We start from the raw sequence: 21,458 nt of genomic DNA on the forward strand, positions 1-21,458 counted from the left end.
CAATGGCGAATCAAGTTATGCATAACGAAGTCGCCCATGCCGAGGAGCATGGGCACCACGACGCCGGATCGATGAAGACGTTCGGCTTCTGGTCCTACCTGATGACCGACTGCATTCTGTTCGGGACGCTGTTCGCGACCTATGCAGTACTGAGCGGGGCCCATGCTGATGGCCCCTCCCAGAAGGACATCTTCGAACTGTCGTTCGTCCTGGTCGAAACCTTCCTGCTGCTGTTCTCCAGTATCACCTATGGCTTCGCCATGATTGCCCAGCACCATGGCAGCAAGGGTGGCGTCCTGGGCTGGCTGGCGGTCACCTGGCTGTTCGGTGCCGGCTTCATCGGCATGGAAGTCTATGAGTTCCACCATCTGATCGAAGAAGGCTACGGTCCGGATCGCAGTGCCTTCCTGTCGTCGTTCTTCGCGCTGGTCGGCACCCACGGCCTGCACGTGAGCTCGGGTCTGATCTGGATGATCGTGTTGATGCTGCAGGTCGCTTCCAAGGGCCTGACCACCACCAATGCCACCCGCCTGTCGTGCCTGAGCCTGTTCTGGCACTTCCTGGACATCATCTGGATCTTCGTCTTCACCATCGTCTATCTGATGGGGGTGCTGTAATGGCGCACGACCATAACGCCCACGGGCATACCGCCGAGAGCCATGGCACTTTCAAGAGCTACATGGTCGGCTTCATCCTGTCGGTCATCCTGACGGTCATTCCCTTCGGCCTGGTGATGTTCCCCACCTTCTCCAAGGGTGCAACCCTGGCGATCGTGGTGATCATGGCGGTGGTACAGCTGCTGGTGCACCTGTACTTCTTCCTCCATCTGAACACCTCCGAAGAGCAGCGTTGGAACGTGATCTCCTTTGGTTTCACCGTGGTCATCGTCGGTATCGTGGTCGTGGGATCCCTGTGGATCATGTACCACATGCACCACAACATGATGATCCACTGAACCGGGCCGACGTAATGATCAAGAAGTACCTTCTCGTGACCAAGCCGGGCATCATCTTCGGCAACCTGATCTCGGTTGCCGGCGGGTTCTTCCTGGCTTCCAAAGGAAGCATCGACCCGCTGTTGCTGCTGGCGACGGCTATCGGGGTGTCGTTGGTCATTGCTTCTGGCTGTGTGTTCAACAACGTGATCGATATGGACATCGATCAGAAGATGGAAAGGACCCGCAATCGTGCCCTGGTTCAGGGCACGATCTCCTCGAAGGTGGCGCTGGCCTATGCCACCCTCCTCGGCCTGGCCGGGGTGGGGCTGCTCTACATGGCGACCAACCTGGTCGCCACCGCCTTCGCGGTGATGGGGTTCGTGGTATACGTGGGGCTCTACAGCCTCTGGCTCAAGCGCGCCTCGGTCCACGGTACCCTGGTCGGCAGCCTGTCCGGTGCCGCTCCGCCGGTGATCGGTTACTGCGCTGCCAGCGGCCAGTTCGACAGTGGCGCTGCGGTGCTGCTGCTGATCTTCTGCCTTTGGCAGATGCCGCACTCCTACGCCATCGCCATCTTCCGTCTCAAGGACTACACCGCGGCCTCGATTCCAGTGCTGCCGGTGGCCAAGGGCATCTCGGTGACCAAGCGTCACATCGTCTGGTACACCGTAGCCTTCCTGGCCGCCACCCTGCTGTTGACCGTGCTTGGCTATGCCGGCTACGTCTACCTGGCAGTGGCCGCCGTGATCGGCGCCTGGTGGCTACGTCTGGCCTTCATGGGCTATCAGGCCGAGAACGACGTGCAGTGGGCGCGCAAGCTGTTTGGGTTCTCCATCATCGCCATCACCGCGCTGTCCGTGATGATGTCGGTGGATTTTCAGATCCCGGGTGACGTGCTGGTAACCTACGCGCGTTGAGACGCCCCGCTCCATGAAAAAGCCTGGCCTAGTGCCGGGCTTTTTCATGCCTGCGTGAAAGCCGCTGCCGCTAGTCCTGGTTGGTGATGACGCGCCAGGTCTGGCGGCGACTGGCGGGCAGATCACCCCGCAAGCCATTCGGCGACTTGCCGTCGCTGCCATAGATCGCCGCATCCGCCAGGGTCCCTTCCATGCTGAAAGTGCCGTCACCGTAGACGAAGGGCACGATCCCACCGAGCAGACCATCGAGCTGGATACGCCCATAGACCGTGTCCGTCCCCAGGTTGAACAGGCCGCTGTTGTTGCCGCCGGTGTAGGGATCCAGGGCATAGAGGTAGGTAGTGACCCCGGCGGTACAGGCGTCGGTGCTGGGAATCAGGGAACTCATCAGCAGGGTACCGTTGAACAGTTGGGGCTTGTTGATTACCAGTTCGCCATTCAAGGGCAGATTCAGATACCAGCCTTGTTTGCCATTGGTCGCCGTAATGGCGTCATAGCTGACTGACGTCGTGGAGAGGGTGTTAGCCGTACTGCTGACGCTGGAACCGGCAGAACTGGTGTAGCTGATGCGCTGATCGCTGCCCAGGGTCTGCTGCTGGAGGTTGGCGATCGTCAGTACCGGAGTACTGCCAGCGGCCGAGTCATCGGTCTGGCGATCCCAGATGCCGTAGAGAGTCATCGCCTTGCTGGTGTTGGCGAGGGCGTCGCTGGCCTCGAGATATTTTCCGGTACCAAAGAGCACCAGATGTCCCGTTCCACTGGGGTGAGCCACCACTGAAGGACTGGCGGTGATGGGCTGGACGAAGTTGGTGGTGCCGGGCGCCACGCTGCTCGCCTGGGCGGTATAGAGGGGCCGCCCCCTGAAAGCGACACGGAAGTTGTCCGCTGCAGCCGTTGCGGTCAACGAAGTGCCGATCATATCGAAGCGCCAGAGATTGCCGTGCAGGTCACCCGCATAGGCATAGTCGGCGATCAAGTCGCCATCGACATCGGCCACGAAGGGCGAACTCAGGCCGTTGGGTGTAGCGATATTATCGCTGGCCGGCAAGGCCTTGATCAGGCTGCCGTCGGCCACGCTCATGACATAGAGCACAGCGTTGTCTTGGGCGCTGTTGTACCCATTACTGACCACCACGCCCCAGCCACCGGTATGCAACCGGGTGATGATCGGCTGCGCGTAGGTGAAACCCAGGTCCTTGTAGCTGGCATCCGCGTCCGTCTTTTCCCAGAGCAGCGCTGGGGCATTGGGATTGGTGATGTCCAGCGCAAAGATGCCCCGCCCTCCCCCGCGCAACGTGCCGATCAGTACCGTGCGCCAGGCGCCGTTGAAATAGACGTCGCCCACTACTGGCGTGTTGTCGACATAGGACTGATGGCCCCCTCCGTTATAGCTGCGCTCCGTCAGCCGGGTGAGATTGACGATGACCGCGCTGGGAACGAAGGCATAGACCTCCTGCCCCTGGTCGTTGAAGGCATGCAGCATGCCGTCGTTGGCACCCACATAGATACGCCGCTCACGGGCTGCATTGGTAGTGCGGAACGTCGCGTAGGAATTGTCGCCAACGGTCGCGTTCATCAGGGCGATGGGACTATTGGGGCCGTCCACTACCACCGGTGAGGAATTCACGATGTCCCCGAGGATATGGCTGCGCGGGCGGAACGCCGGCGCGGCCCCGGGCGCCTCCTGGCCACGATCGCCGCGCAGATAATCCACTCGACGACTGCCATAGGTGTCGGTCGTGCCACCGGAGGTCTTGTTGAGACTGAGTCGTTGATCGGTATTCAGATTCACCCAGGCGAAATCGGTCAAGGCGCCACCCTTGGCCATATAGATCTTGCGAGTGCCGAAGCCGGTATTACCTGCAGCGTACTTGCCATCGAGTTGTTGAGCGGCGCTCCAGATCCTCGTCTGGGTGGTACCCGTGCGTTGGTACTTGATGACATCCCCGCTCCAGTCGGCACTGGAAAAGGATGGGGAATAGGTAAAGAGCGCGTTGGTGTCCCCCACTCGGGTGGGCGATACGGTCTGGCTGGCGCCGACGCTGGTGGACTGGGTGATCCGCGTGACGACCTTTCCAAGGGAGGTAATCAGATCGCTGGCGTTTTCCGCACTGAAGAACTCGCCCCGCGAATTGATCGCCGCGTGCCAGAGGTCATAGACATTGTTCTGATTGACCGAGTTGTCCGCACCCGCCACCGGCCAGGGCGTAGTACCTGCGGCCAAGCCAGCGTAGCCACCGGCGAAGGTATCGTCATCCCAATCAGGATTGATCAGCGCACTGCTCAAGCCGATACCCACATAGAACCCCGTGAGGTGCTGCCAGGTGGCGGGGTCATTGCGCGGATTCCAGTAGGGCGAAAGCGTATTGGGACCCCGAACCTCGCTGTTGGTCACGGTATTGTAGGGCGGTACCTTGTTGTCGAGCCCGGGTTGGGCATCGGTGCGCCAGTAGAGAAAGGCCAGGTCTGCGAGAGTGTTGGAGGTGGTGTCTTGGAAGGGTGCCTGGGGTGAGTACTGCTGTCCGTCAGGGAGGGTCGCGGCAGAGCCGTCGGCGTTGCTGGAGGTAAAGGCCGAATTCCAGATCCCGTCCGTCACCACCAGACTATAGCTGGCGCGACAGCCATAGACCGGTGACTCGCTGTTACCTGGATCGTAGGCGTATGGGCTATTGCTCCCACTGGTCTTGAGCAGCTCGCCGACACGAGCAACCGCCTGGAGCAGCGGCGTGCTCTGGTTGTAATAGACATCACCGAGCCAGGTGAAGAAAGCCGCCCGGTGCGCACCAGCAAAGGGTCTCAACCGATTGTCATAGGTCGTGGAACTGGAGTTGCTGATGCCGCGGCAGTTGGCGTTGGCTGTTACCAAGATGCAGCTGTCACTGGTACCTAATGCCTGCCAGCCAAGTCGGAGATTTTCCGAGGCATCCGCCAGGGCCAGGTTGGTCGATGTCTGAGCGGCCAGGGCACGGCTGCGATAGAAGGAATACCAGTTAGCAAAGTTCTGCCGCTCGTCCGTCCCGCCGGGACCGGAAGAGCTGCCGACCAGGACCCGGCGGTAACAGCCCTCGGTCTGCAAGGTGGCGGGAAGACAAGTACTGAGTGTCGTATCGTAGAGATAGTAATAGGCCTGCACGCCGGTGATGGCAGCAGAAACATTGGTATTGGCCGTGACCGTGTAGTTGACCGAGGAAACCACCCCAAGCAGCCCGTAGTCCACGTTGCGGGTACAGGTAACATTGCTGTAGGTAACCGACGTCGTATTGGCAATGCTCGCAGTACAGCCACCATTGAGCGCTGCCCCTGTCAGTAGGCGCTCAAGCAGGGAGGCGTCGCTGATACTGACTTGAGCACCGTTGATGTTCTCGCTGAAGCCGACACCCAACAGAATAGTGAGCAGCGTGAGGCTGCCATAGGTCGAGCTGGTTCCACGGTAATTACCACTACTGAAAAAATCCTGAGACGGGTTCTCCGCCAGCATGCTCGGGCTATTGTTCTGCAGCCCCGGATTTCCGTAGGAGTTACCCCGCGCCACATTGGGATCTGTAGTAACCAGATTGGGGTTATAACTCCAGCTGACGCGGTAGTCGGTGGCCAGATTGACGCTACCCAGGCTCGATCGATAGCCGTTTACATAGGCACTGGTAAAGCTGGTGGACAGTCGCGTACGGGTCAGCCCGCCCGTACTGCTGTAGCTCACCGCATAGGGCGCCGGATAGCTGATCGCCGGGTTGTAGTAGAGACTGTTGAAGGCCGCCGATTTGGCACGGCGGGTTGGGCGGATGGCATCGGTATTGGAGGCATCCGGCACCACCGCCATCTGCATGCTGGTGGAATTGTCCAGGGTAACGAACAGATTGGGACCGACACTGTTGGTCAGAAACAGCGGCTGTTGGCTCAGATTCAGGGCCGCAGCCTGAGCCGCAGGTGCGGCCAGGGTCAGCAGCAGGGCCAGAGACCCGATGCCCGGTATAGCTCGGCTCATGGCACCTCCAAAGCGACGACACTTTGCAGGATTACCGGAAAGCGCTTGCCGCGATCCTGGGCCACGGCAGTGATCCGAAACAGGTTGGTGGCTGGCGCCGAGACATCGACCGAGCTGCTACCTATGGCCGTCACTACCCAACGGGGTGTCTGGGCGAAGGAAGCGCTGCCATCGGAGCCGCGATAGGCGACGGTACGCGCCGTAGGATCGGTCCCGCTTGCCTGAAGCGCCGCTGCTGCCCAGGTCTGGGTCAGGGCACCGGTATTGAGATCGCTAGCCTTGGTCAGGATGCACAGGTCGCCGGTTGGCGCCTTAGCGAAGGCACTGCGTACCGCTGGCACGCTTTCCGAACAACTGGCGAAGCCGGCACTGAAGGCCGTGAAGGACGGTTGCTGACTGAGGGCCACCAATCGCCGCTCACCTTCGCGCAACGCCGCCTCCGCGGCATTGAAGGCCTGGGTGTTTTCCAGAGCGGCACCGCCACTGCGCGCCTGCAGCAAGGTCTGACGCATGCTGGAGGCGGCCAGTAGCGACAGCAGCAACAACATCACCAGGGCGATCAGCAAGGTCGCGCCGCGCTGCCTGCCAAGGACTGGGCTCATAGCGCAAGATTCCTCAGGGTGACGGTGCTCTGCAGTATCTGCATGGGTCGACTGGCGTCCGCGATCTGCAGTCCGGTCAGGGTCTGCCAATTGGCAGCCGTGTTGCTGGCCACATCGCTGGGTAATGCTTCAGTGGTACTGAGCAATGCCGCGTAGCGCACGGCTGGTGTATCCGCCTTGGGTGGGATTGACCAGCGGAAGTCCTGCAGTCCCTGCACCAGCACCGCACTGCCCTTCGGTGTCAGCGCGCCCCCACGCTCGCTCCAGACGGTGCAGCTCAGGGTGCCACTGCCAGGGGCATTTCCTGCCGTATAGCGCAGCTTAAGCAGGACGTTGCCGCCTGCATTGAGATTCACTCGCGGGATGGGGTTGCCGAGGCAGTCCTGGTCCTTGCTGTCCAGTGCGCCCTGATAGCGAATGCAGACACCGGTGGGTGCGTTGACGCTGTCCGTGGTCGCTGCGAAGGTGGCGCCGGCAGCGAAGGCTGGACAGCTGATGTCATCGGCATCCTTGACCTCACCCACCGCCGGAAAGGCTGCCTGCAGGCTACCCTGATAACGGATTTCGGCGCGGAAGCCGGTCCGTGCCAATTGCCGATCGAGCACCTGCAAGGTCAGCTGGGCGTTGTTGCGATTGCCGGCCTGGCCCTGCTGGAAGAGAAAGCTGCGCTTGTTGTTGATATAGATCTGCGAAACGCCCAGCACTAGAAAGGTGCCCACGGTCAGGGCGATCATCATCTCGATGAGGGAAAAGCCCCTCTGTCTGCGTGGCTTGAGGTCCATGGCCTACAGCTCCGAGCGTAGGGCGTAGTAGCAGACGCCCCTGGGGCAATTCAGCGAATCGTTGCTGACGTCCTGCCAGGCCACCACCACCATTACCGGTGCCACCGCATTGGTCTCGCAGACCTTGAGCGGTGTGGTATTACCGGCGGTATCGCTGGAGGGCAATGGCGGTACGCCGGACGCCGGACAGACCGCGAAACTGCTGGCGATCAGCGTATCCGTCACCGGCAGCAAGGCTTTCACCTGATTCAACCAGCAAACCAGATCCTGCCCCGCCACCGTCTCGCCTCCTGCGGAGCGATCCCGGGTCAAACAGGTCTTGCCGGCATCGAGCGCCTTGGTGCGAAAGTTGGTGCCGGGCTGCTTGATATAGGCTCCGTCGATCTTGACCTTGTCACTCGCCACCACCTGATCACGATTGCTGCGCATCAGTTCGAGCAGCTCGTTGGCCAGCACCATGGCGTTGCTGCGCTGCACAGAGTCTTGGGACAGCGCCACGCTACGCGTTTGCAGGGCGACCATGCCCAGCACGCCGATGCAGATGATCACCAGACTGACCAGCACCTCGATCATGCTGAACCCACCCTCCCGACGCTTCATCTAGCTGCACCCCACGGCGCTGGCACGACTAGGCGTGTAGTCGATTACTGTCAGCACTCCGCCTTGGTTGAGGGTGAACTGCTTGCCTTGGGTGAGCGCATTGGTGGCGCAGATGCGAATGGTGGCTTCGCCGCTGAGTTTCAGACTGCCATTGGGCTGGAAGGTCAGACTAGTGAGAGGAGCACCGCCAATGAAACCCCTCCCGTTGACGCCATTTCCCAGCCCGCCACTGTATTGCCGCAGGACTTCGGCATTTGGCAGCACCACAGTCTTGGCCGTGGTGATTTTCAGCGCACCCATCCAGCCATTGGTATCTTCCGGCTCGGTGGTGATCACGACGTTCACCCCCCGGCTCATGGCTTCACTGCGTGCATAATAGAGAGCGCGCTGCAACTCCCCTGCTGCCGCCTGGACGCGGTTGCTTTGCACCAGGTTCGCGAAGCCAGGCGCCGCCAGCGCCGTGACAATACCCAGCAGCGCTATGACGACCAGGACCTCGATGAGCGTGAAACCCGAGAGGCGTTTCGACTGCATTCCCACCGCCTAAAAGCTCGTTACTTCACCTGATAGTAGTAAGTGCTTAGGCAGTCGCTATGACCGGCTATCGCTTCTATTCGCGCGGAAAGCTACCCGGATTAAGGTGTTCGCCGAAGATGAGCGAAATAGAGCGCGGCGTGATAAGTCGAGGATGGCAAGGCGGAATATTGGAAGCAGAAAGATTTCGGGATAACGCTTAGTCTGGGGCTGGGTCTGAGGAAGAATAAGTGCCCAGAAACGCAAAAACCCTCCTTGCGGAGGGTTTCTGGTAGAAATGGTGGGTCGTGTAGGATTCGAACCTACGACCAATTGGTTAAAAGCCAACTGCTCTACCAACTGAGCTAACGACCCAAATATGGTCGGGGTAGGGGGATTCGAACTCCCGACATCCTGCTCCCAAAGCAGGCGCGCTACCGGGCTGCGCTATACCCCGAAACTGGAAGTGGCTCCGCGACCTGGACTCGAACCAGGGACCCAATGATTAACAGTCATTTGCTCTACCGACTGAGCTATCGCGGAACTTCGGTCTTCCAACCCCGCTTACCGTAAAGCCCTTCAGGCTTTGCCGTAAGTGAGGTGCGCCATTTTACGGAAGTAGAAACAGACGTCAACACCTAGCCTGCTGTTTTTTCACAAATTTATGTAGAAAGCCGGACGACCCTGAAGTCGTCCGGCGTTTTCCTAGGCAAAGACGATCTCGTCATCCTCCACACTGCCCTGAATCCGGCTGCCCGGCGCGAAAGCGCCAGACAGGATGCGCTGGGCCAGCGGGTTCTCGATCCAGCGCTGGATAGCCCGCTTCAGCGGACGCGCGCCGTAGACCGGGTCGTAGCCCACCGCGACCAGCTTGTCCAAGGCCTCGGGTGTCAGTTCCAGCTGCAGATCGCGCTCGGCCAGTCGCTGCCGCAGGTGCTGCAACTGGATCTCGGCGATGCCGGCGATCTGTTCGCGCCCCAGGGGCTCGAACACCACTACCTCGTCGATCCGGTTGATGAACTCGGGGCGGAAATGGCTCGCTACCGCATCCATCACCGCCGCGCGCTGGGCGTCGGGATCGCCGACCAGTTCCTGAATCTGCGCCGAGCCCAGGTTCGAGGTCATGACGATCACCGCGTTGCGGAAATCCACCGTCCGGCCCTGGCTGTCGGTCAGACGGCCGTCGTCCAACACCTGCAGGAGGATATTGAAGACGTCCGGATGGGCCTTCTCCACTTCGTCCAGCAGGACCACCGAATAGGGTTTGCGCCGTACGGCCTCGGTCAGGTAACCGCCCTCCTCATAACCGACATAGCCGGGCGGCGCACCGATCAGCCGAGCCACGGAGTGCTTCTCCATGAACTCGGACATGTCGATGCGCACCATGGCGTCTTCGGTATCGAAGAGAAACTCCGCCAGCGACTTGCATAGCTCGGTCTTGCCCACCCCGGTCGGACCGAGGAAGAGGAAGGAGCCGCTGGGGCGATTCGGATCGGACAGCCCCGCCCGCGACCGGCGCACGGCATTGGCCACCGCGGTGACCGCCTCGTCCTGGCCGATCACCCTATTGTGCAGGGCGTCTTCCATGCGCAAGAGCTTGTCGCGCTCACCTTCGAGCATCTTGCTGACCGGGATGCCGGTCCACTTGGAGACCACTTCGGCGATCTCGTCTTCGGTGACCTTGTTGCGCAGGAGCTGGTTGGCCGGTTTCTCGTGCTGGTCGACCATCTGCAGGCTGCGCTCCAGATCGGGGATGGTGCCGTACTGCAGCTCGGCCATGCGGTTGAGGTCACCCTTGCGACGGGCCGCCTCCAGCTCGATGCGTGCCTGTTCGATGCGCTGCTGCAGCTGGGCAGAGTCCTGCACCTCGGCTTTCTCGGCCTTCCAGATCTCTTCCAGGTCGGCGTATTCCTGCTCGAGGCGAGCAATGTCTTCGTCGAGCTTTTCCAGACGCTTGCGCGCGGCCTCGTCCTCTTCCTTCTTCAATGCCTGGCGTTCTACCTTGAGCTGGATCAGCCGGCGGTCCAGACGATCCAGGGCCTCGGGCTTGGAATCGATCTCCATGCGGATGCGGCTGGCGGCTTCGTCGATCAGGTCGATGGCCTTGTCCGGCAGCTGGCGATCGGTGATGTAGCGATGGGACAGCTTGGCCGCGGCGATGATGGCGCCGTCGGTGATGGCTACCTTGTGGTGTACCTCGTAGCGCTCCTTGAGGCCACGCAGGATGGCAATGGTGTCTTCTTCGCTCGGCTCGTCCACCAGCACCTTCTGGAAGCGCCGCTCAAGGGCCGCGTCCTTCTCGATGAACTGGCGGTACTCGTCGAGGGTGGTGGCACCGACGCAATGCAGCTCGCCACGGGCCAGGGCCGGCTTGAGCATGTTGCCGGCATCCATGGCGCCCTCGGCCTTGCCGGCGCCGACCATGGTGTGCAGTTCGTCGATGAACAGGATGATGCGGCCTTCCTGCTTGCCCAGTTCGTTGAGCACGCCTTTCAGACGCTCCTCGAACTCGCCGCGGAACTTGGCACCGGCGATCAGGGCACCCATGTCCAGTGCCAGCAAACGCTTGTCCTTGAGGCCGTCCGGCACCTCGCCGTTGATGATGCGCTGGGCCAGGCCTTCGGCGATGGCGGTCTTGCCGACGCCAGGCTCGCCGATCAGCACCGGGTTGTTCTTGGTCCGGCGCTGCAGGACCTGGATGGTGCGGCGGATCTCGTCGTCACGGCCGATCACCGGATCGAGCTTGCCGTCCTCGGCGCGCTTGGTGAGGTCGACGGTGAACTTGTCCAGGGCCTTGCGGCTGTCCTCGGCATTGGGGTCGTTGACCGCTTCGCCACCGCGCAGGTTGTTGATGGCGTTCTCCAGCGCCTTGCGCGAAACGCCCTGCCCCAGCAGCAACTTGCCGAGACGGGTGTTCTCGTCCATGGCGGCGAGCAGTACCAGTTCGCTGGAGATGAACTGGTCACCCTTCTGCTGGGCCAGGCGATCGGCCTGGTTGAGCAGACGCGCCAGGTCCTGGGAAAGATTCACGTCGCCCGTGGGCGTCTGGATCTTGGGCAGTTTGTCCAGCTCTTCGGCCAGGGTCTTGCGCAAGCTGGCGAGATCGAAGCCGACCTGGCGCAGCAGCGGGGAAATGGAACCACCCTGCTGTTCGAGCAGAGCGGAGAACAGGTGTAGCGGCTCGATGGCCGGATGGTCATGGCCGACGGCCAAGGACTGGGCATCCGCCAGGGCGAGCTGCAGTTTGCTGGTAAAACGGTCTATACGCATGGGCAAGGTCCTATCTGAAACGCGGGACAGCGCGGCAGACGGCGCTTTCGATTACCCGCGGGAATGACCTTTAGATAGGGGCGATGCGTAACGATTCAAGCCAATGAGGCTTGACATCCCGAAAAAAGACCTAGGGATTGATCCAGATCAGGCTGGCGAAGCGACCCGTGCGAGGGGCACGCCGATAGGAGAAGAAGCGCTGGTGATCAGCGAAGGTATCGAAGCCGCCGCCATATACCGCGGTGATGCCCTGGGCAGCGAGCCGCAGGCGAGCCAGGGCGTAGAGATCCCCCAGGTACTTGCCTCCGCCTCGCGCCATGAAGCAGCGTTCCGCCTCGGCGTGCTGGGCGATGAAAGCCTCGCGTACCTCGGCGCCCACTTCGAAGCTGGCCGGACCAATGGCCGGGCCCAACCAGACCAGCACCTCGGCGGGCGCTACCTCCAGGCTGGCGGCGGCAGTTTCCAGTACGCCACCGGCCAGACCGCGCCAGCCGGCATGAGCCGCCGCGACGCGCGAGCCATCGCGGCGACAGAACAACGCCGGCAGGCAATCCGCGGTCATCATGGTCACGGCGACGCCGGGCGTCTCAGTCCACGCGGCATCGGCGCACTGCACCCGAGCCGGATCGGCCTCGACCACGTCGGTGCCATGCACCTGTTCGAGCCAGGCCGGCTGGCAGCCAAGCGCCTCGCCCAGGCGCCGACGATTTTCCGCGACTGCCGCCGGATCGTCGCTGACGTGGTTACCGAGGTTGAAGCTAGCGAAAGGCGGCTGGCTGACACCACCGGCACGGGTGGTGACACAGGCCTGGACGCCGACCGGCGCCGGCCAGTCTGGCCGCAGCCAGTCAGCGCCTGTCACTCGAAGGACTCCCGGTCCTGGCGTAACAGATCGAGCAGCCAGACCAGATCTTCCGGCAGCGGCGATTCCCAGCGCAGACGCTCGCCGGTCACCGGATGATCCAGTTCGAGAAAGCGGGCATGCAGGGCTTGGCGCGGAAACTCGCGCAGGGTCTTGATCAGGGTCGGGTTGGTCGCTGGCGGAATCTTGAAGCGACCGCCATAGACCGGATCGCCTACCAGGGGGAAACCGACGTGGGTCATGTGCACGCGGATCTGGTGGGTCCGGCCGGTCTCCAGCTTGACCCGGGTATGGGTATAGGCGCGGAAGCGCTCCAGCACCCGGTAGTGACTGACGGCGGGCTTGCCACCGGCGATCACCGCCATCTGCTGACGCCGCTGCGAATGCCGACCGATGGGGGCATTGACCGTGCTCCCGGCGACGATCACCCCGGCGACGATGGCTTCGTAGATGCGGCTCACCGACCGCGCCTGCAGCTGGGCGACCAGGTGGGTATGGGCCTCCAGGGTCTTGGCCACCACCATGAGACCGGTGGTGTCCTTGTCCAGGCGATGGACGATACCGGCGCGCGGCACGCTTTCCAGTCCCGGCACATGGTGCAGCAAGGCATTGAGCAGGGTGCCATCGGCGTGGCCAGCGGCCGGATGCACCACCAGCCCGGCCGGCTTGTCGAGCACCAGCAGGTGATCGTCTTCGTAGACGATGTCCAGCTCGATGTCCTGGGCAACCCACTCGCCCTGGGCTTCGCGCTCGGCACGCAGTGCCAGCTGAGCCCCGCCGTGCACGGTGTCACGTGGGCGCAGCACGGCGCCATCGACGGTCAGGCTGCCATCCTTGATCCAGGCGGCGAGACGCGAGCGGGAGTGTTCGGCGAACAACTGGGCAGCGACCTGATCGAGGCGCTGGCCACCAAGTTCGTAGGGGACTTCGGCATTGAGAACGATGGATTCGGACATGGATCTGCGCGGGCAATGGCGGGGCTTTTGGAATCGGCCCGACCCTGTGGTTAAATACGGCGACTTTTTTGCCCCGGCATTCCGGGTCGATCATCATAACAGGACGGTTCCGGCCCCGTCACAGGCTAGGTGAGTGCCTTCCGCCCTCATCCCTGCACCGCCGACCGTTTCGGGGAATCCAAGCCGCCATGCAATTGAAGCACCTGCTGCTGGTCACCAGCCTAGTCCTCACCGCCGCCTGCTCCTCGAAAGCGCCCGAGGTTCCGGAAAACATGCCGGAAGGCGAGCTCTATACTCAGGCTCAGCGCGATATCTCCAACAGCAGCTACACGGACGCCATCAGCAAGCTGAAGGCCCTGGAGTCGCGCTATCCCTTCGGTCGCTATGCCGAACAGGCCCAGCTGGAGCTGATCTACGCCAACTACAAGAATGGCGAGCCCGAGGCAGCGCGCACGGCGGCGGATCGCTTCATCCGTCTGCATCCGCAGCACCCTAATGTCGACTATGCCTACTACATGAAGGGCGTGTCTTCCTTTGAACAGGACCGCGGCCTGCTGGCGCGCTTCCTGCCGCTGGACATGACCAAGCGTGATCCAGGCGCGGCGCGTGACTCCTTCAATGACTTCGCCCAGTTCGCCAGCCGCTTCCCCAACAGCCGCTACGCGCCGGACGCCAAGGCGCGCATGGTCTACCTGCGCAACCTGCTGGCGGCCTACGACGTGCACGTCGGCCACTACTACCTGACCCGCAAAGCCTATGTGGCCGCCGCCAATCGCGGCCGCTACGTGGTCGAGAACTTCCAGGGCACGCCGTCCGTGGGTGACGGCTTGGCGATCATGACCGAAGCCTACAAGCACCTGGGTCTCAACGACCTGGCGGCCACCAGCCTGGAAACCCTCAAGCTCAACTACCCGGACAACGTCAGCCTCAAGAATGGCGAATTCCAGCTGCGCGAGCCGGACGACAAGGATCAGCAGCGCTCCTGGCTGACCCGCGCGACCCTGGGCCTGATCGATCGCCCGAGCGATCCGCTGCCGCCCGGCGAGACCCGCGCCAGCCAGGATATCCAGCGCAAGTACCAGGAAGAGCGTGACAATCTGGCGCCCGAGCTGCGCATCGTCGACCCGGCCGAAGCCGAGAAGGCCGGTGGCGCGACGCCGGCTCCGGCCAAGCGTTCCTGGTTCAGCCGCCTGACCTTTGGTCTGTTCGACTGATCCAGCACCAGACGTGAAAAAGGGGAAGCCAGTGGCTTCCCCTTTTTATTGCGCCAGCTGCTGACCATGAAGGCCTGACGCCGGATCAGGCATCCGGCGCCACGTATCCTAGTCGCCGATCCGCCAACCCGAGGTGATGGGATAGCGCCGGTCACGACCGAAGCCACGCTCGGTCACCCGTGCCCCGACCGCCGCCTGCCGCCGCTTGTACTCGTTGAGATCCACTAGGCGCAGCACCTTGCGCACCATTTCCTCATCGAAACCGGCGGCGACGATGTCCACCGCCGACAGATCCTGCTCGACATACAGCCGCAGGATCTCGTCGAGCACCGGATAGGGCGGCAGCGAGTCCTCGTCCTTCTGGTCCGGCGACAGCTCAGCCGACGGTGGCCGGTCGATCACCCGCTGGGGAATCACCTCGCCATGGCGATTACGGTACTCGCAGAGACGGAACACCATGGTCTTGGGCACGTCCTTGAGCACATCGAAGCCACCGGCCATATCGCCATAGAGAGTGGCATAGCCCACCGCCATTTCGCTCTTGTTACCGGTAGTGAGCACCAGATAGCCCTTCTTGTTGGAAATGGCCATCAACAGGGTGCCCCGACAGCGCGCCTGCAGATTTTCTTCGGTGGTGTCCCGACCGAGCCCGGCGAATTCGCCAGCGAGGGTCTGCTGGAAGGCTTCGACCATGGGTGCGATGGGCAGGACGCTGTAGCGCACCCCCAGCGCCCGGGCCTCGGCCTCGGCGTCTTCCAGGCTGATCTGGGCGGTATAGTGGTAGGGCATCATTACCGCCTCTACCTGCTCCGCGCCCAGGGCATCCGCAGCGATCGCCAGCACAAGGGCCGAGTCGATGCCGCCGGACAGGCCCAGCACCACCCCCTTGAAACCGTTCTTGCGCACGTAGTCGCGCACGCCGAGCACCAGGGCGTCATAGACGCTGGCCTCCAGCGAGGCCAGCGGCGCGAGCTCGGCGGACTGCGGCTTCAGGTCCCTATCGAAGACCACCGGATAGAGTCCCTCAACGAAGGCGGGTGCCCGCTGGCTGACCTGGCCCTGGGCATCCACCACGAAGGAGTGGCCATCGAACACCAGTTCGTCCTGGCCGCCCACCTGATTGACGTAGACCACCGGCATGCCGCCTTCGCGGGCACGTTCGCCTACCACGATTTCACGCTCCAGCTGCTTGCCGCCGTGGAAGGGCGAGGCGTTGAGGTTGAGCATCAGCCGCGCCTCGGCCGCTCGCGCCTTGGCCATGGGCTCGGCGAACCAGATGTCTTCGCAGATGGTGACGCCGATAGGCATGCCCTGATAGTCGAATACAGCGGCGCTGTCGCCTGGCTCGAAATAGCGCTTTTCATCGAACACCCGATAGTTGGGCAGTTGCTGCTTGCGATAGAAGGCCAGCTCAGCGCCGTCACGATAGACCGCACAGGCGTTGAAACGGCGCCCCTCCTCCAGCCAGGGAAAGCCCACCAGCACATGGATGCCGGCGATCTCCTGACGAATTCGCTGCAGACCCTGCTCGATCCGGCGCTGCATGCTCGACCGCAGCAGCAGGTCTTCCGGCGGATAGCCACACAGCGACAACTCCGGGAAAACGATGAGCTCGCCCTGCCACCGATCACGGGCCTCATGGGCCGCGGCGATGATCCTTTCCACGTTGCCGTGGATGTCGCCGACCTTGAGGTTCAATTGCGCCATCACGACCTTCAGCAGCTGACTCATGCACTCTTCCTTGCCCGATTTATCCCCACATTTTCCCGCATGCAGCGAAGCGGGACAATCGATGCCATAGGGGGCTCACCCGCTGCAGTGGCCCTGCTAAACTTCCCGTTCCTTCACGCTGCGAGATCGCCATGGGTCTGCTTCGCCTGCTGTTGTGGCTCGTCCTCCTGGGCGCGCTGTTCTGGATGATCAGGCGCTGGTGGCGCGGCAAGACGCAGACGCCGGCCGGCAAGTCGCGTCAGCTGCCGCCCCAGGCCATGGTGCGCTGCGCCCATTGCGGGGTCCATGTTCCCCAGGCAAGAGCCCTGGCCGATGGCGAAGGCCAGCGCTGGTATTGCAGCGCCGAACATCGCCGGTTGCAGCATGAGCAACGCAGCTGATCCAGGCATCCTGAGAGCCGACGCGGTCCTGCGGCTCTACCACCTCTACCGCATCGTCATCGGCCTGGCACTGGTGGTGCTGATCTCCAACGACCTGGACCAGCACTGGCTGCGCACCGTTGATGGCCACCTGTTCCGCCAGGCCAGCTGGGCCTATCTCGCCACCAACGCCATGCTCGCGGTCGGCCATCGACTGCTGCGCGGTCGCGCCTTCACCCTGGCGTTGATCGATATTCTCGCCCTCGGCGGGCTGTTCTTCCTCGCTGGCGGCATCGCCAGTGGCATGGGCAGCCTGCTGGTGGTGACCGTCGGGGTGTCCAATGTCCTGATCCGCGGTCGACGCGGCCTGCTGATCGCTGCCCTGGCCGCCATCGCCCTGCTGCTGGCGACCGGCTATCTCGACCTGCGCCGCGGCGACAGCGGCAGCGGTTACGTCCAGGCGGCTGGCCTGGGCACCCTCTGCTTCGCCACGGCGCTGCTGGTACAGGGACTGGTCCGGCGCTTGCTGGACAGCCAGGCCCTGGCCGAAACCCGGGCCACCGCCGTAGCCGAGCTGGAGGCCCTCAACGCTCTCATCCTCGAGCGCATGCGCACCGGCATCCTGGTCTTCGATGCCGAATACCAGGTGCTGCTGGCCAATCCAGCAGCCCGTCGCCTGCTGGGTGTGGACGACGAAGACACCATCACGCCGCTGACCCTGGGGCTGGCCCAGCGGCTGGAAGAATGGGAACGCAATCCTAGCATCCGTCCCGCACCCTGGCGCGCCTATGCCAACGGCCCGCTGCTGCAGCCCAGCTTCGCACACCTGCAGCAGGGCGAAGGCGAGCGGGTCCTGACCTTTCTCGAAGACGTCTCGCGCATCGCCCAGCAGGCCCAGCAACTCAAGCTCGCCTCCCTTGGCCGCCTCACCGCCGGCATCGCCCACGAGATCCGCAATCCGCTGGGCGCCATCAGTCATGCGGCGCAATTGCTGCAGGAGTCCGAAGAGCTGACCACGCCGGATCGGCGCCTGGCGCAGATCATCCAGGACCAGTCGCGGCGGATGAATCGCGTGGTGGAAAACGTCCTGCAGTTGTCCCGCCGCCGGCAGTCGGCGCCGCAGCTGATCGACCTGCGCTACTGGGCGCACCGCTTCGCCGGTGAGCTGCGCCCTACCCTGCCCGCCGGCCAGACCTTGCACGTCAAGACCGAGCCCGGCACCCTGCAGACGCACATGGACCCCCACCAGCTGGGCCAGATCCTGACCAACCTGGTGCAGAACGGCCTGCGCTACAGCTGCCAGAAGCACGGCATCGGCCAGGTCTGGCTGAGCACCTACCGCGACCCGGAAAGCGATCTTCCCATCCTCGAAGTGGTCGACGATGGGCCGGGGGTTGCCGCCGAACAGCTCGATCACCTGTTCGAGCCCTTCTTCACCACCGAGAACAAGGGGACCGGACTTGGCCTGTACATCTCCCGCGAGCTTTGCGAGAGCAACCAGGCCAGACTTGGCTATCATCCCTTGGCGAATGGCAGCTGTTTTCGCATCACCTTCGCCCATCCCCGCACAATGAGCTGAGCATGGCCCGACAGAAAGTCCTGATCGTCGACGATGAACCCGATATCCGCGAACTCCTGGAAATCACCCTGGGGCGGATGAAGCTCGACACCGCCAGCGCCAAGAACATCACCGACGCGCGAGCCATTCTCGAACGGGAAAGCTTCGACCTCTGCCTGACCGACATGCGCCTGCCGGATGGCTCGGGCCTTGAGCTGATCAATTTCATCCAGCAGCGGATGCCGCAATTGCCGGTGGCCATGATCACCGCCTTCGGCAGCCTGGAAACCGCCGTTCAGGCCCTCAAGGCCGGCGCCTTCGACTACCTCACCAAGCCGGTGGACCTGCCGCGTCTGCGCGAGCTGGTGGGCACGGCGCTGCGCCTGTCCGGCCCTACCCCGCCAGCACCCGGTGCCAGTGAAACCCAGCTGCTGGGCGAATCCCCGCCCATGCGCGCCTTGCGTGGGCAGATCGCCAAGCTCGCCCGCAGTCAGGCGCCGGTCTACATCAGTGGCGAATCGGGCAGCGGCAAGGAGCGCGTGGCACGCCTGATCCACGAGCAGGGTCCGCGCGCGGGTCGGCCCTTCGTGCCGGTCAACTGTGGCGCCATTCCTTCCGAGTTGGTGGAAAGCGAATTCTTCGGACATCGCAGGGGCAGCTTCACCGGCGCCATCGAGGACAAGCAGGGCCTGTTCCAGGCCGCCCAGGGCGGCACCCTGTTTCTCGACGAGGTGGCCGATCTACCGCTGCCGATGCAGGTCAAGCTGTTGCGCGCCATCCAGGAAAAGGCCGTGCGCCCAGTAGGCAGCCAGCAGGAAATCAGCCTGGACGTGCGCATTCTCAGTGCTACCCACAGGGACCTCGCCGCCGAAGTCTCCGCCGGCACCTTTCGCCAGGATCTCTACTACCGCCTCAACGTCATCGAGCTGCAGGTGCCTGCCCTGCGCGAACGTCGCGAGGATATCGGCGCCCTGGCCACCCACATGCTCGAACGCCTGGCACGGGATGCGGGGCTCGCCCCGGCTACCCTCGGCGACGATGCCCTGGCCAGACTCAAGAGCTATAGATTCCCCGGCAACGTGCGCGAACTGGAAAACATGCTGGAACGGGCCTACACCCTGTGTGAAGGCGATGTCATCCGGCCGGCCGATCTGCGCCTGGCCGATGCGCCAGCGGCCACCGCTACCGGCGAAGCCAGCCTGGCCAACATCGCCAATCTCGAAGACCACCTGGAATCCATCGAGCGCCAGCTGATCATGCAGGCACTCGAAGAGACCCGCTGGAATCGCACCGCCGCCGCGGAGCGCCTGGGCCTCTCCTTCCGTTCGATGCGCTACCGCCTGAAAAAGCTTGGCATCGACTGATCAGCCCGCCGCCGGCCGCGTGCCTGGCGCATAGGGTGCCGGATCGATGATTGGCGTGCGTTCGGTGAGCAGATCGGTCAGCAACTGACAGGAGGCCGGCGCCAGCACCAGGCCGTTGCGATAGTGCCCGCAGTTGAGCCACAACCCGGGCAGCTCCGGCACCGGCCCAATGAAGGGCACGCCATCCGGCGAGCCCGGCCGCAGTCCTGCCCAGTGCCCCACCGGCGCCTGGCCGGCCAGCGCCGGCAGCAACTCGGCGGCCGAAGCCTGCAGGCTGGCCAAGGCCTCGGCGGTTGGCGTCTTGTCGAATTCGGCGTGCTCCAGGGTGCTACCGATCAGGATATGACCATCGCGCCGCGGTATCGCGTAGCGCCCCTTGGCCAACACCATGCTGGTCAGAAAGCCCACCGGCTGGCGATACAGCAGCATCTGTCCCTTCACCGGCCGTACCGGCACCGCCAGCCCCAGGGTCTGCAGCAACTCGCCGCTCCAGGCCCCCGCACACACCACCACGGATTCGGCATGGATGTCCTCGCGCCCGGTCTGCACGCCCACCACGCGCTCGCCCTGGCGCAGGAAGCCGGTCACCGGCGCCTCGCTCAATAGCCTCACGTTCGGCATGCGCAGCAGGGCTTCGCGCAGGGAACGCACCAGCCGGGGATTGCGCACATTGGCCACTCCCGCCATGAAGACCGCTCGCTCATAACCCGACCCCAGCACCGGCACCCGCCGCCGCACCTCCGCGACCGACACCGCCGCCAACGGCCGCACGTTGCGCCGCGCCCAGTCCAGTGCCTCGGCCTCGTCGTCCAGGTCGAGCCAGTACAGCCCGGTGACTTCGACCTCGGGATCCACGCCCGTCTCCTGTCGCAACCGCTCACCCAGCACCGGATAGAAATCCTGCGACCAGTGCGCCAGCGCCGTCACCGCGGGCTGATAGCGCCAGGGATACAGCGGCGAAACGATCCCACCGCCCGCCCAGGACGCCTCCCGTCCTGGCTCGCCCCGCTCGACCACCACCACCCGCCGACCGCTCAAGGACAGGTGATAGGCCGACATCAGCCCTATCGCGCCGGCTCCAATCACAGCTACATCAAAGATCACGTCATACCTCTAAATTTTGGAATTGACTGTTCCATTGCCATGGCGCAAAACCACATTTGCGGCTAGGACGGCCGCAAGCCATACAAGGACGTTCCCATGAGCTATCGCCACTCACGAGGCATGAGCCTCTTTGAATCCTTAATTTGCCTCAGCGTGCTTAGTATCGTTGCCTCCCTGGCAATACCGGTCTTTAGCGGAACACTGCAGCGAAATCGTCAGCAGCTTGCCATTCAGCAACTCAGAGAGACGGTGAATTTTGCTCGTGCGATCGCCATCAACGACCATGGCAGTGTTTCCGTCTGTCACGCGCCAGCCGGAGACTGCGACAGTTCGAGCATCTGGTCAGTCACCACGCGTGTCTTTCGCGACAGGGATCGAAATGGTCTTCAGTCAGCAGAAGAACCTACCCTGCTGACCAGTCAGCTACCCAAAGGCATGTATTGGCGCTGGAACAATTTCCGTACGCTACCTCATCTTACTTTTTTGCACAGCGGCATTACCGATGCCCTCAATGGCAGCTTCATCCTTTGCCAAGGTACCGAGCCCAGGGCGCGACTGGTGCTGAACAAGGCCGGACGAATCGAGACAGCAGATCTTCGCAGCAGTGATCGTTGCGTCCGAACCCCCTGACCAGACACCTTCCCATTTCGACCGGATATCCGTCGTATGCTGGTCCAGCGACACATGATCCCCCATGCTTAGCATTC

18 protein-coding genes and 3 tRNA genes are annotated in these 21,458 nt (G+C 62.9%); 8 read left to right on the top strand and 13 right to left on the bottom strand.

The features are described from left to right. Positions 1-2 precede the first annotated feature (2 nt). From APT59_RS17805 to cyoE, 3 genes are read left to right on the top strand one after another with little or no spacing between them, the layout of a single operon-like run. On the top strand, positions 3-617 hold the full coding sequence (locus APT59_RS17805) for a cytochrome o ubiquinol oxidase subunit III (protein ID WP_059316079.1): 615 nt from the start codon (positions 3-5) through the stop codon (positions 615-617). Then, entirely contained in the window at positions 617-955 is a 339-nt protein-coding gene (gene cyoD / locus APT59_RS17810) for a cytochrome o ubiquinol oxidase subunit IV (RefSeq protein WP_059316080.1), read from the top strand. Before APT59_RS17805 ends, cyoD begins: the two co-directional genes overlap by 1 nt. 14 nt (positions 956-969) lie before the next feature. Then, the gene (gene cyoE, locus APT59_RS17815) at positions 970-1,854 is read left to right on the top strand and encodes a heme o synthase (protein WP_059316081.1); all 885 of its coding nucleotides are present in this window, start codon (positions 970-972) and stop codon (positions 1,852-1,854) included. Between the two features lie 70 nt (positions 1,855-1,924). On the opposite strand, the gene APT59_RS22630 is transcribed toward cyoE, so the two are convergent. The 11 genes from APT59_RS22630 to rluD form a co-directional block, all read right to left on the bottom strand. Further along, the gene (locus tag APT59_RS22630; protein ID WP_237140538.1) at positions 1,925-5,836 is read right to left on the bottom strand and encodes a pilus assembly protein; all 3,912 of its coding nucleotides are present in this window, start codon (positions 5,834-5,836) and stop codon (positions 1,925-1,927) included. Further along, complete coding sequence (locus tag APT59_RS17825) at positions 5,833-6,438, bottom strand: pilus assembly PilX family protein (RefSeq protein WP_059316082.1); 606 nt, start codon at positions 6,436-6,438, stop codon at positions 5,833-5,835. Before APT59_RS17825 ends, APT59_RS22630 begins: the two co-directional genes overlap by 4 nt. After that, complete coding sequence (locus APT59_RS17830) at positions 6,435-7,220, bottom strand: PilW family protein (RefSeq protein WP_059316083.1); 786 nt, start codon at positions 7,218-7,220, stop codon at positions 6,435-6,437. The genes APT59_RS17825 and APT59_RS17830 overlap by 4 nt, the downstream gene beginning before the upstream one ends. 3 nt (positions 7,221-7,223) lie before the next feature. After that, positions 7,224-7,820, bottom strand: a complete 597-nt coding sequence (gene pilV, locus APT59_RS17835) for a type IV pilus modification protein PilV (RefSeq protein WP_059316084.1) — start codon at positions 7,818-7,820, stop codon at positions 7,224-7,226. Further along, the gene (locus APT59_RS17840) at positions 7,821-8,354 is read right to left on the bottom strand and encodes a GspH/FimT family pseudopilin (RefSeq protein WP_059316085.1); all 534 of its coding nucleotides are present in this window, start codon (positions 8,352-8,354) and stop codon (positions 7,821-7,823) included. It abuts the gene before it with no gap. A gap of 278 nt (positions 8,355-8,632) precedes the next feature. Then, a tRNA-Lys gene (locus APT59_RS17845) sits at positions 8,633-8,708 on the bottom strand. Positions 8,709-8,713: 5 nt separating this feature from the next. Then, positions 8,714-8,790, bottom strand: a tRNA-Pro gene (locus APT59_RS17850). 10 nt (positions 8,791-8,800) lie between these two features. Beyond that, positions 8,801-8,876 (bottom strand) — tRNA-Asn (locus tag APT59_RS17855). A gap of 162 nt (positions 8,877-9,038) precedes the next feature. Beyond that, positions 9,039-11,603 (bottom strand): ATP-dependent chaperone ClpB, encoded by a 2,565-nt coding sequence (clpB, locus tag APT59_RS17860; protein ID WP_059316086.1) that lies wholly within the window; start codon positions 11,601-11,603, stop codon positions 9,039-9,041. 130 nt (positions 11,604-11,733) lie between these two features. Continuing rightward, positions 11,734-12,465, bottom strand: coding sequence for a peptidoglycan editing factor PgeF (gene pgeF / locus APT59_RS17865; RefSeq protein WP_059316087.1), 732 nt, complete (start codon positions 12,463-12,465; stop codon positions 11,734-11,736). Then, positions 12,462-13,421 carry a 23S rRNA pseudouridine(1911/1915/1917) synthase RluD gene (rluD, locus tag APT59_RS17870; RefSeq protein ID WP_059316088.1) on the bottom strand — a complete coding sequence of 320 codons (960 nt, stop codon included), beginning with the start codon at positions 13,419-13,421 and terminating at the stop codon, positions 12,462-12,464. Before rluD ends, pgeF begins: the two co-directional genes overlap by 4 nt. A 188-nt stretch (positions 13,422-13,609) precedes the next feature. Here rluD and APT59_RS17875 point away from each other — a divergent pair, with 188 nt between their 5' ends. Continuing rightward, complete coding sequence (locus tag APT59_RS17875; RefSeq protein ID WP_059316089.1) at positions 13,610-14,635, top strand: outer membrane protein assembly factor BamD; 1,026 nt, start codon at positions 13,610-13,612, stop codon at positions 14,633-14,635. A gap of 108 nt (positions 14,636-14,743) precedes the next feature. Here the strand turns inward: APT59_RS17875 and APT59_RS17880 are convergent, their stop codons facing one another. Then, positions 14,744-16,366: an NAD+ synthase gene (locus APT59_RS17880; RefSeq protein WP_059316090.1), complete on the bottom strand. Its 1,623-nt coding sequence runs from the start codon at positions 16,364-16,366 to the stop codon at positions 14,744-14,746. A 131-nt stretch (positions 16,367-16,497) separates the two neighbouring features. Here APT59_RS17880 and APT59_RS17885 point away from each other — a divergent pair, with 131 nt between their 5' ends. From APT59_RS17885 to APT59_RS17895, 3 genes are read left to right on the top strand one after another with little or no spacing between them, the layout of a single operon-like run. Next, entirely contained in the window at positions 16,498-16,746 is a 249-nt protein-coding gene (locus APT59_RS17885; RefSeq protein ID WP_059316091.1) for a PP0621 family protein, read from the top strand. Further along, positions 16,730-18,304: a sensor histidine kinase gene (locus APT59_RS17890; protein WP_059316092.1), complete on the top strand. Its 1,575-nt coding sequence runs from the start codon at positions 16,730-16,732 to the stop codon at positions 18,302-18,304. Before APT59_RS17885 ends, APT59_RS17890 begins: the two co-directional genes overlap by 17 nt. A gap of 2 nt (positions 18,305-18,306) precedes the next feature. Beyond that, positions 18,307-19,647, top strand: coding sequence for a sigma-54-dependent transcriptional regulator (locus APT59_RS17895; protein WP_059316093.1), 1,341 nt, complete (start codon positions 18,307-18,309; stop codon positions 19,645-19,647). Here the strand turns inward: APT59_RS17895 and APT59_RS17900 are convergent, their stop codons facing one another. Next, positions 19,648-20,706: an NAD(P)/FAD-dependent oxidoreductase gene (locus APT59_RS17900; RefSeq protein ID WP_059316094.1), complete on the bottom strand. Its 1,059-nt coding sequence runs from the start codon at positions 20,704-20,706 to the stop codon at positions 19,648-19,650. 141 nt (positions 20,707-20,847) lie between these two features. Here APT59_RS17900 and APT59_RS22270 point away from each other — a divergent pair, with 141 nt between their 5' ends. Then, positions 20,848-21,381 (top strand): GspH/FimT family pseudopilin, encoded by a 534-nt coding sequence (locus APT59_RS22270; protein ID WP_082696426.1) that lies wholly within the window; start codon positions 20,848-20,850, stop codon positions 21,379-21,381. Positions 21,382-21,458 lie beyond the last annotated feature (77 nt).

This window comes from Pseudomonas oryzihabitans, from assembly GCF_001518815.1.
GTDB classification, from domain to species: domain Bacteria; phylum Pseudomonadota; class Gammaproteobacteria; order Pseudomonadales; family Pseudomonadaceae; genus Chryseomonas; species Chryseomonas oryzihabitans_E.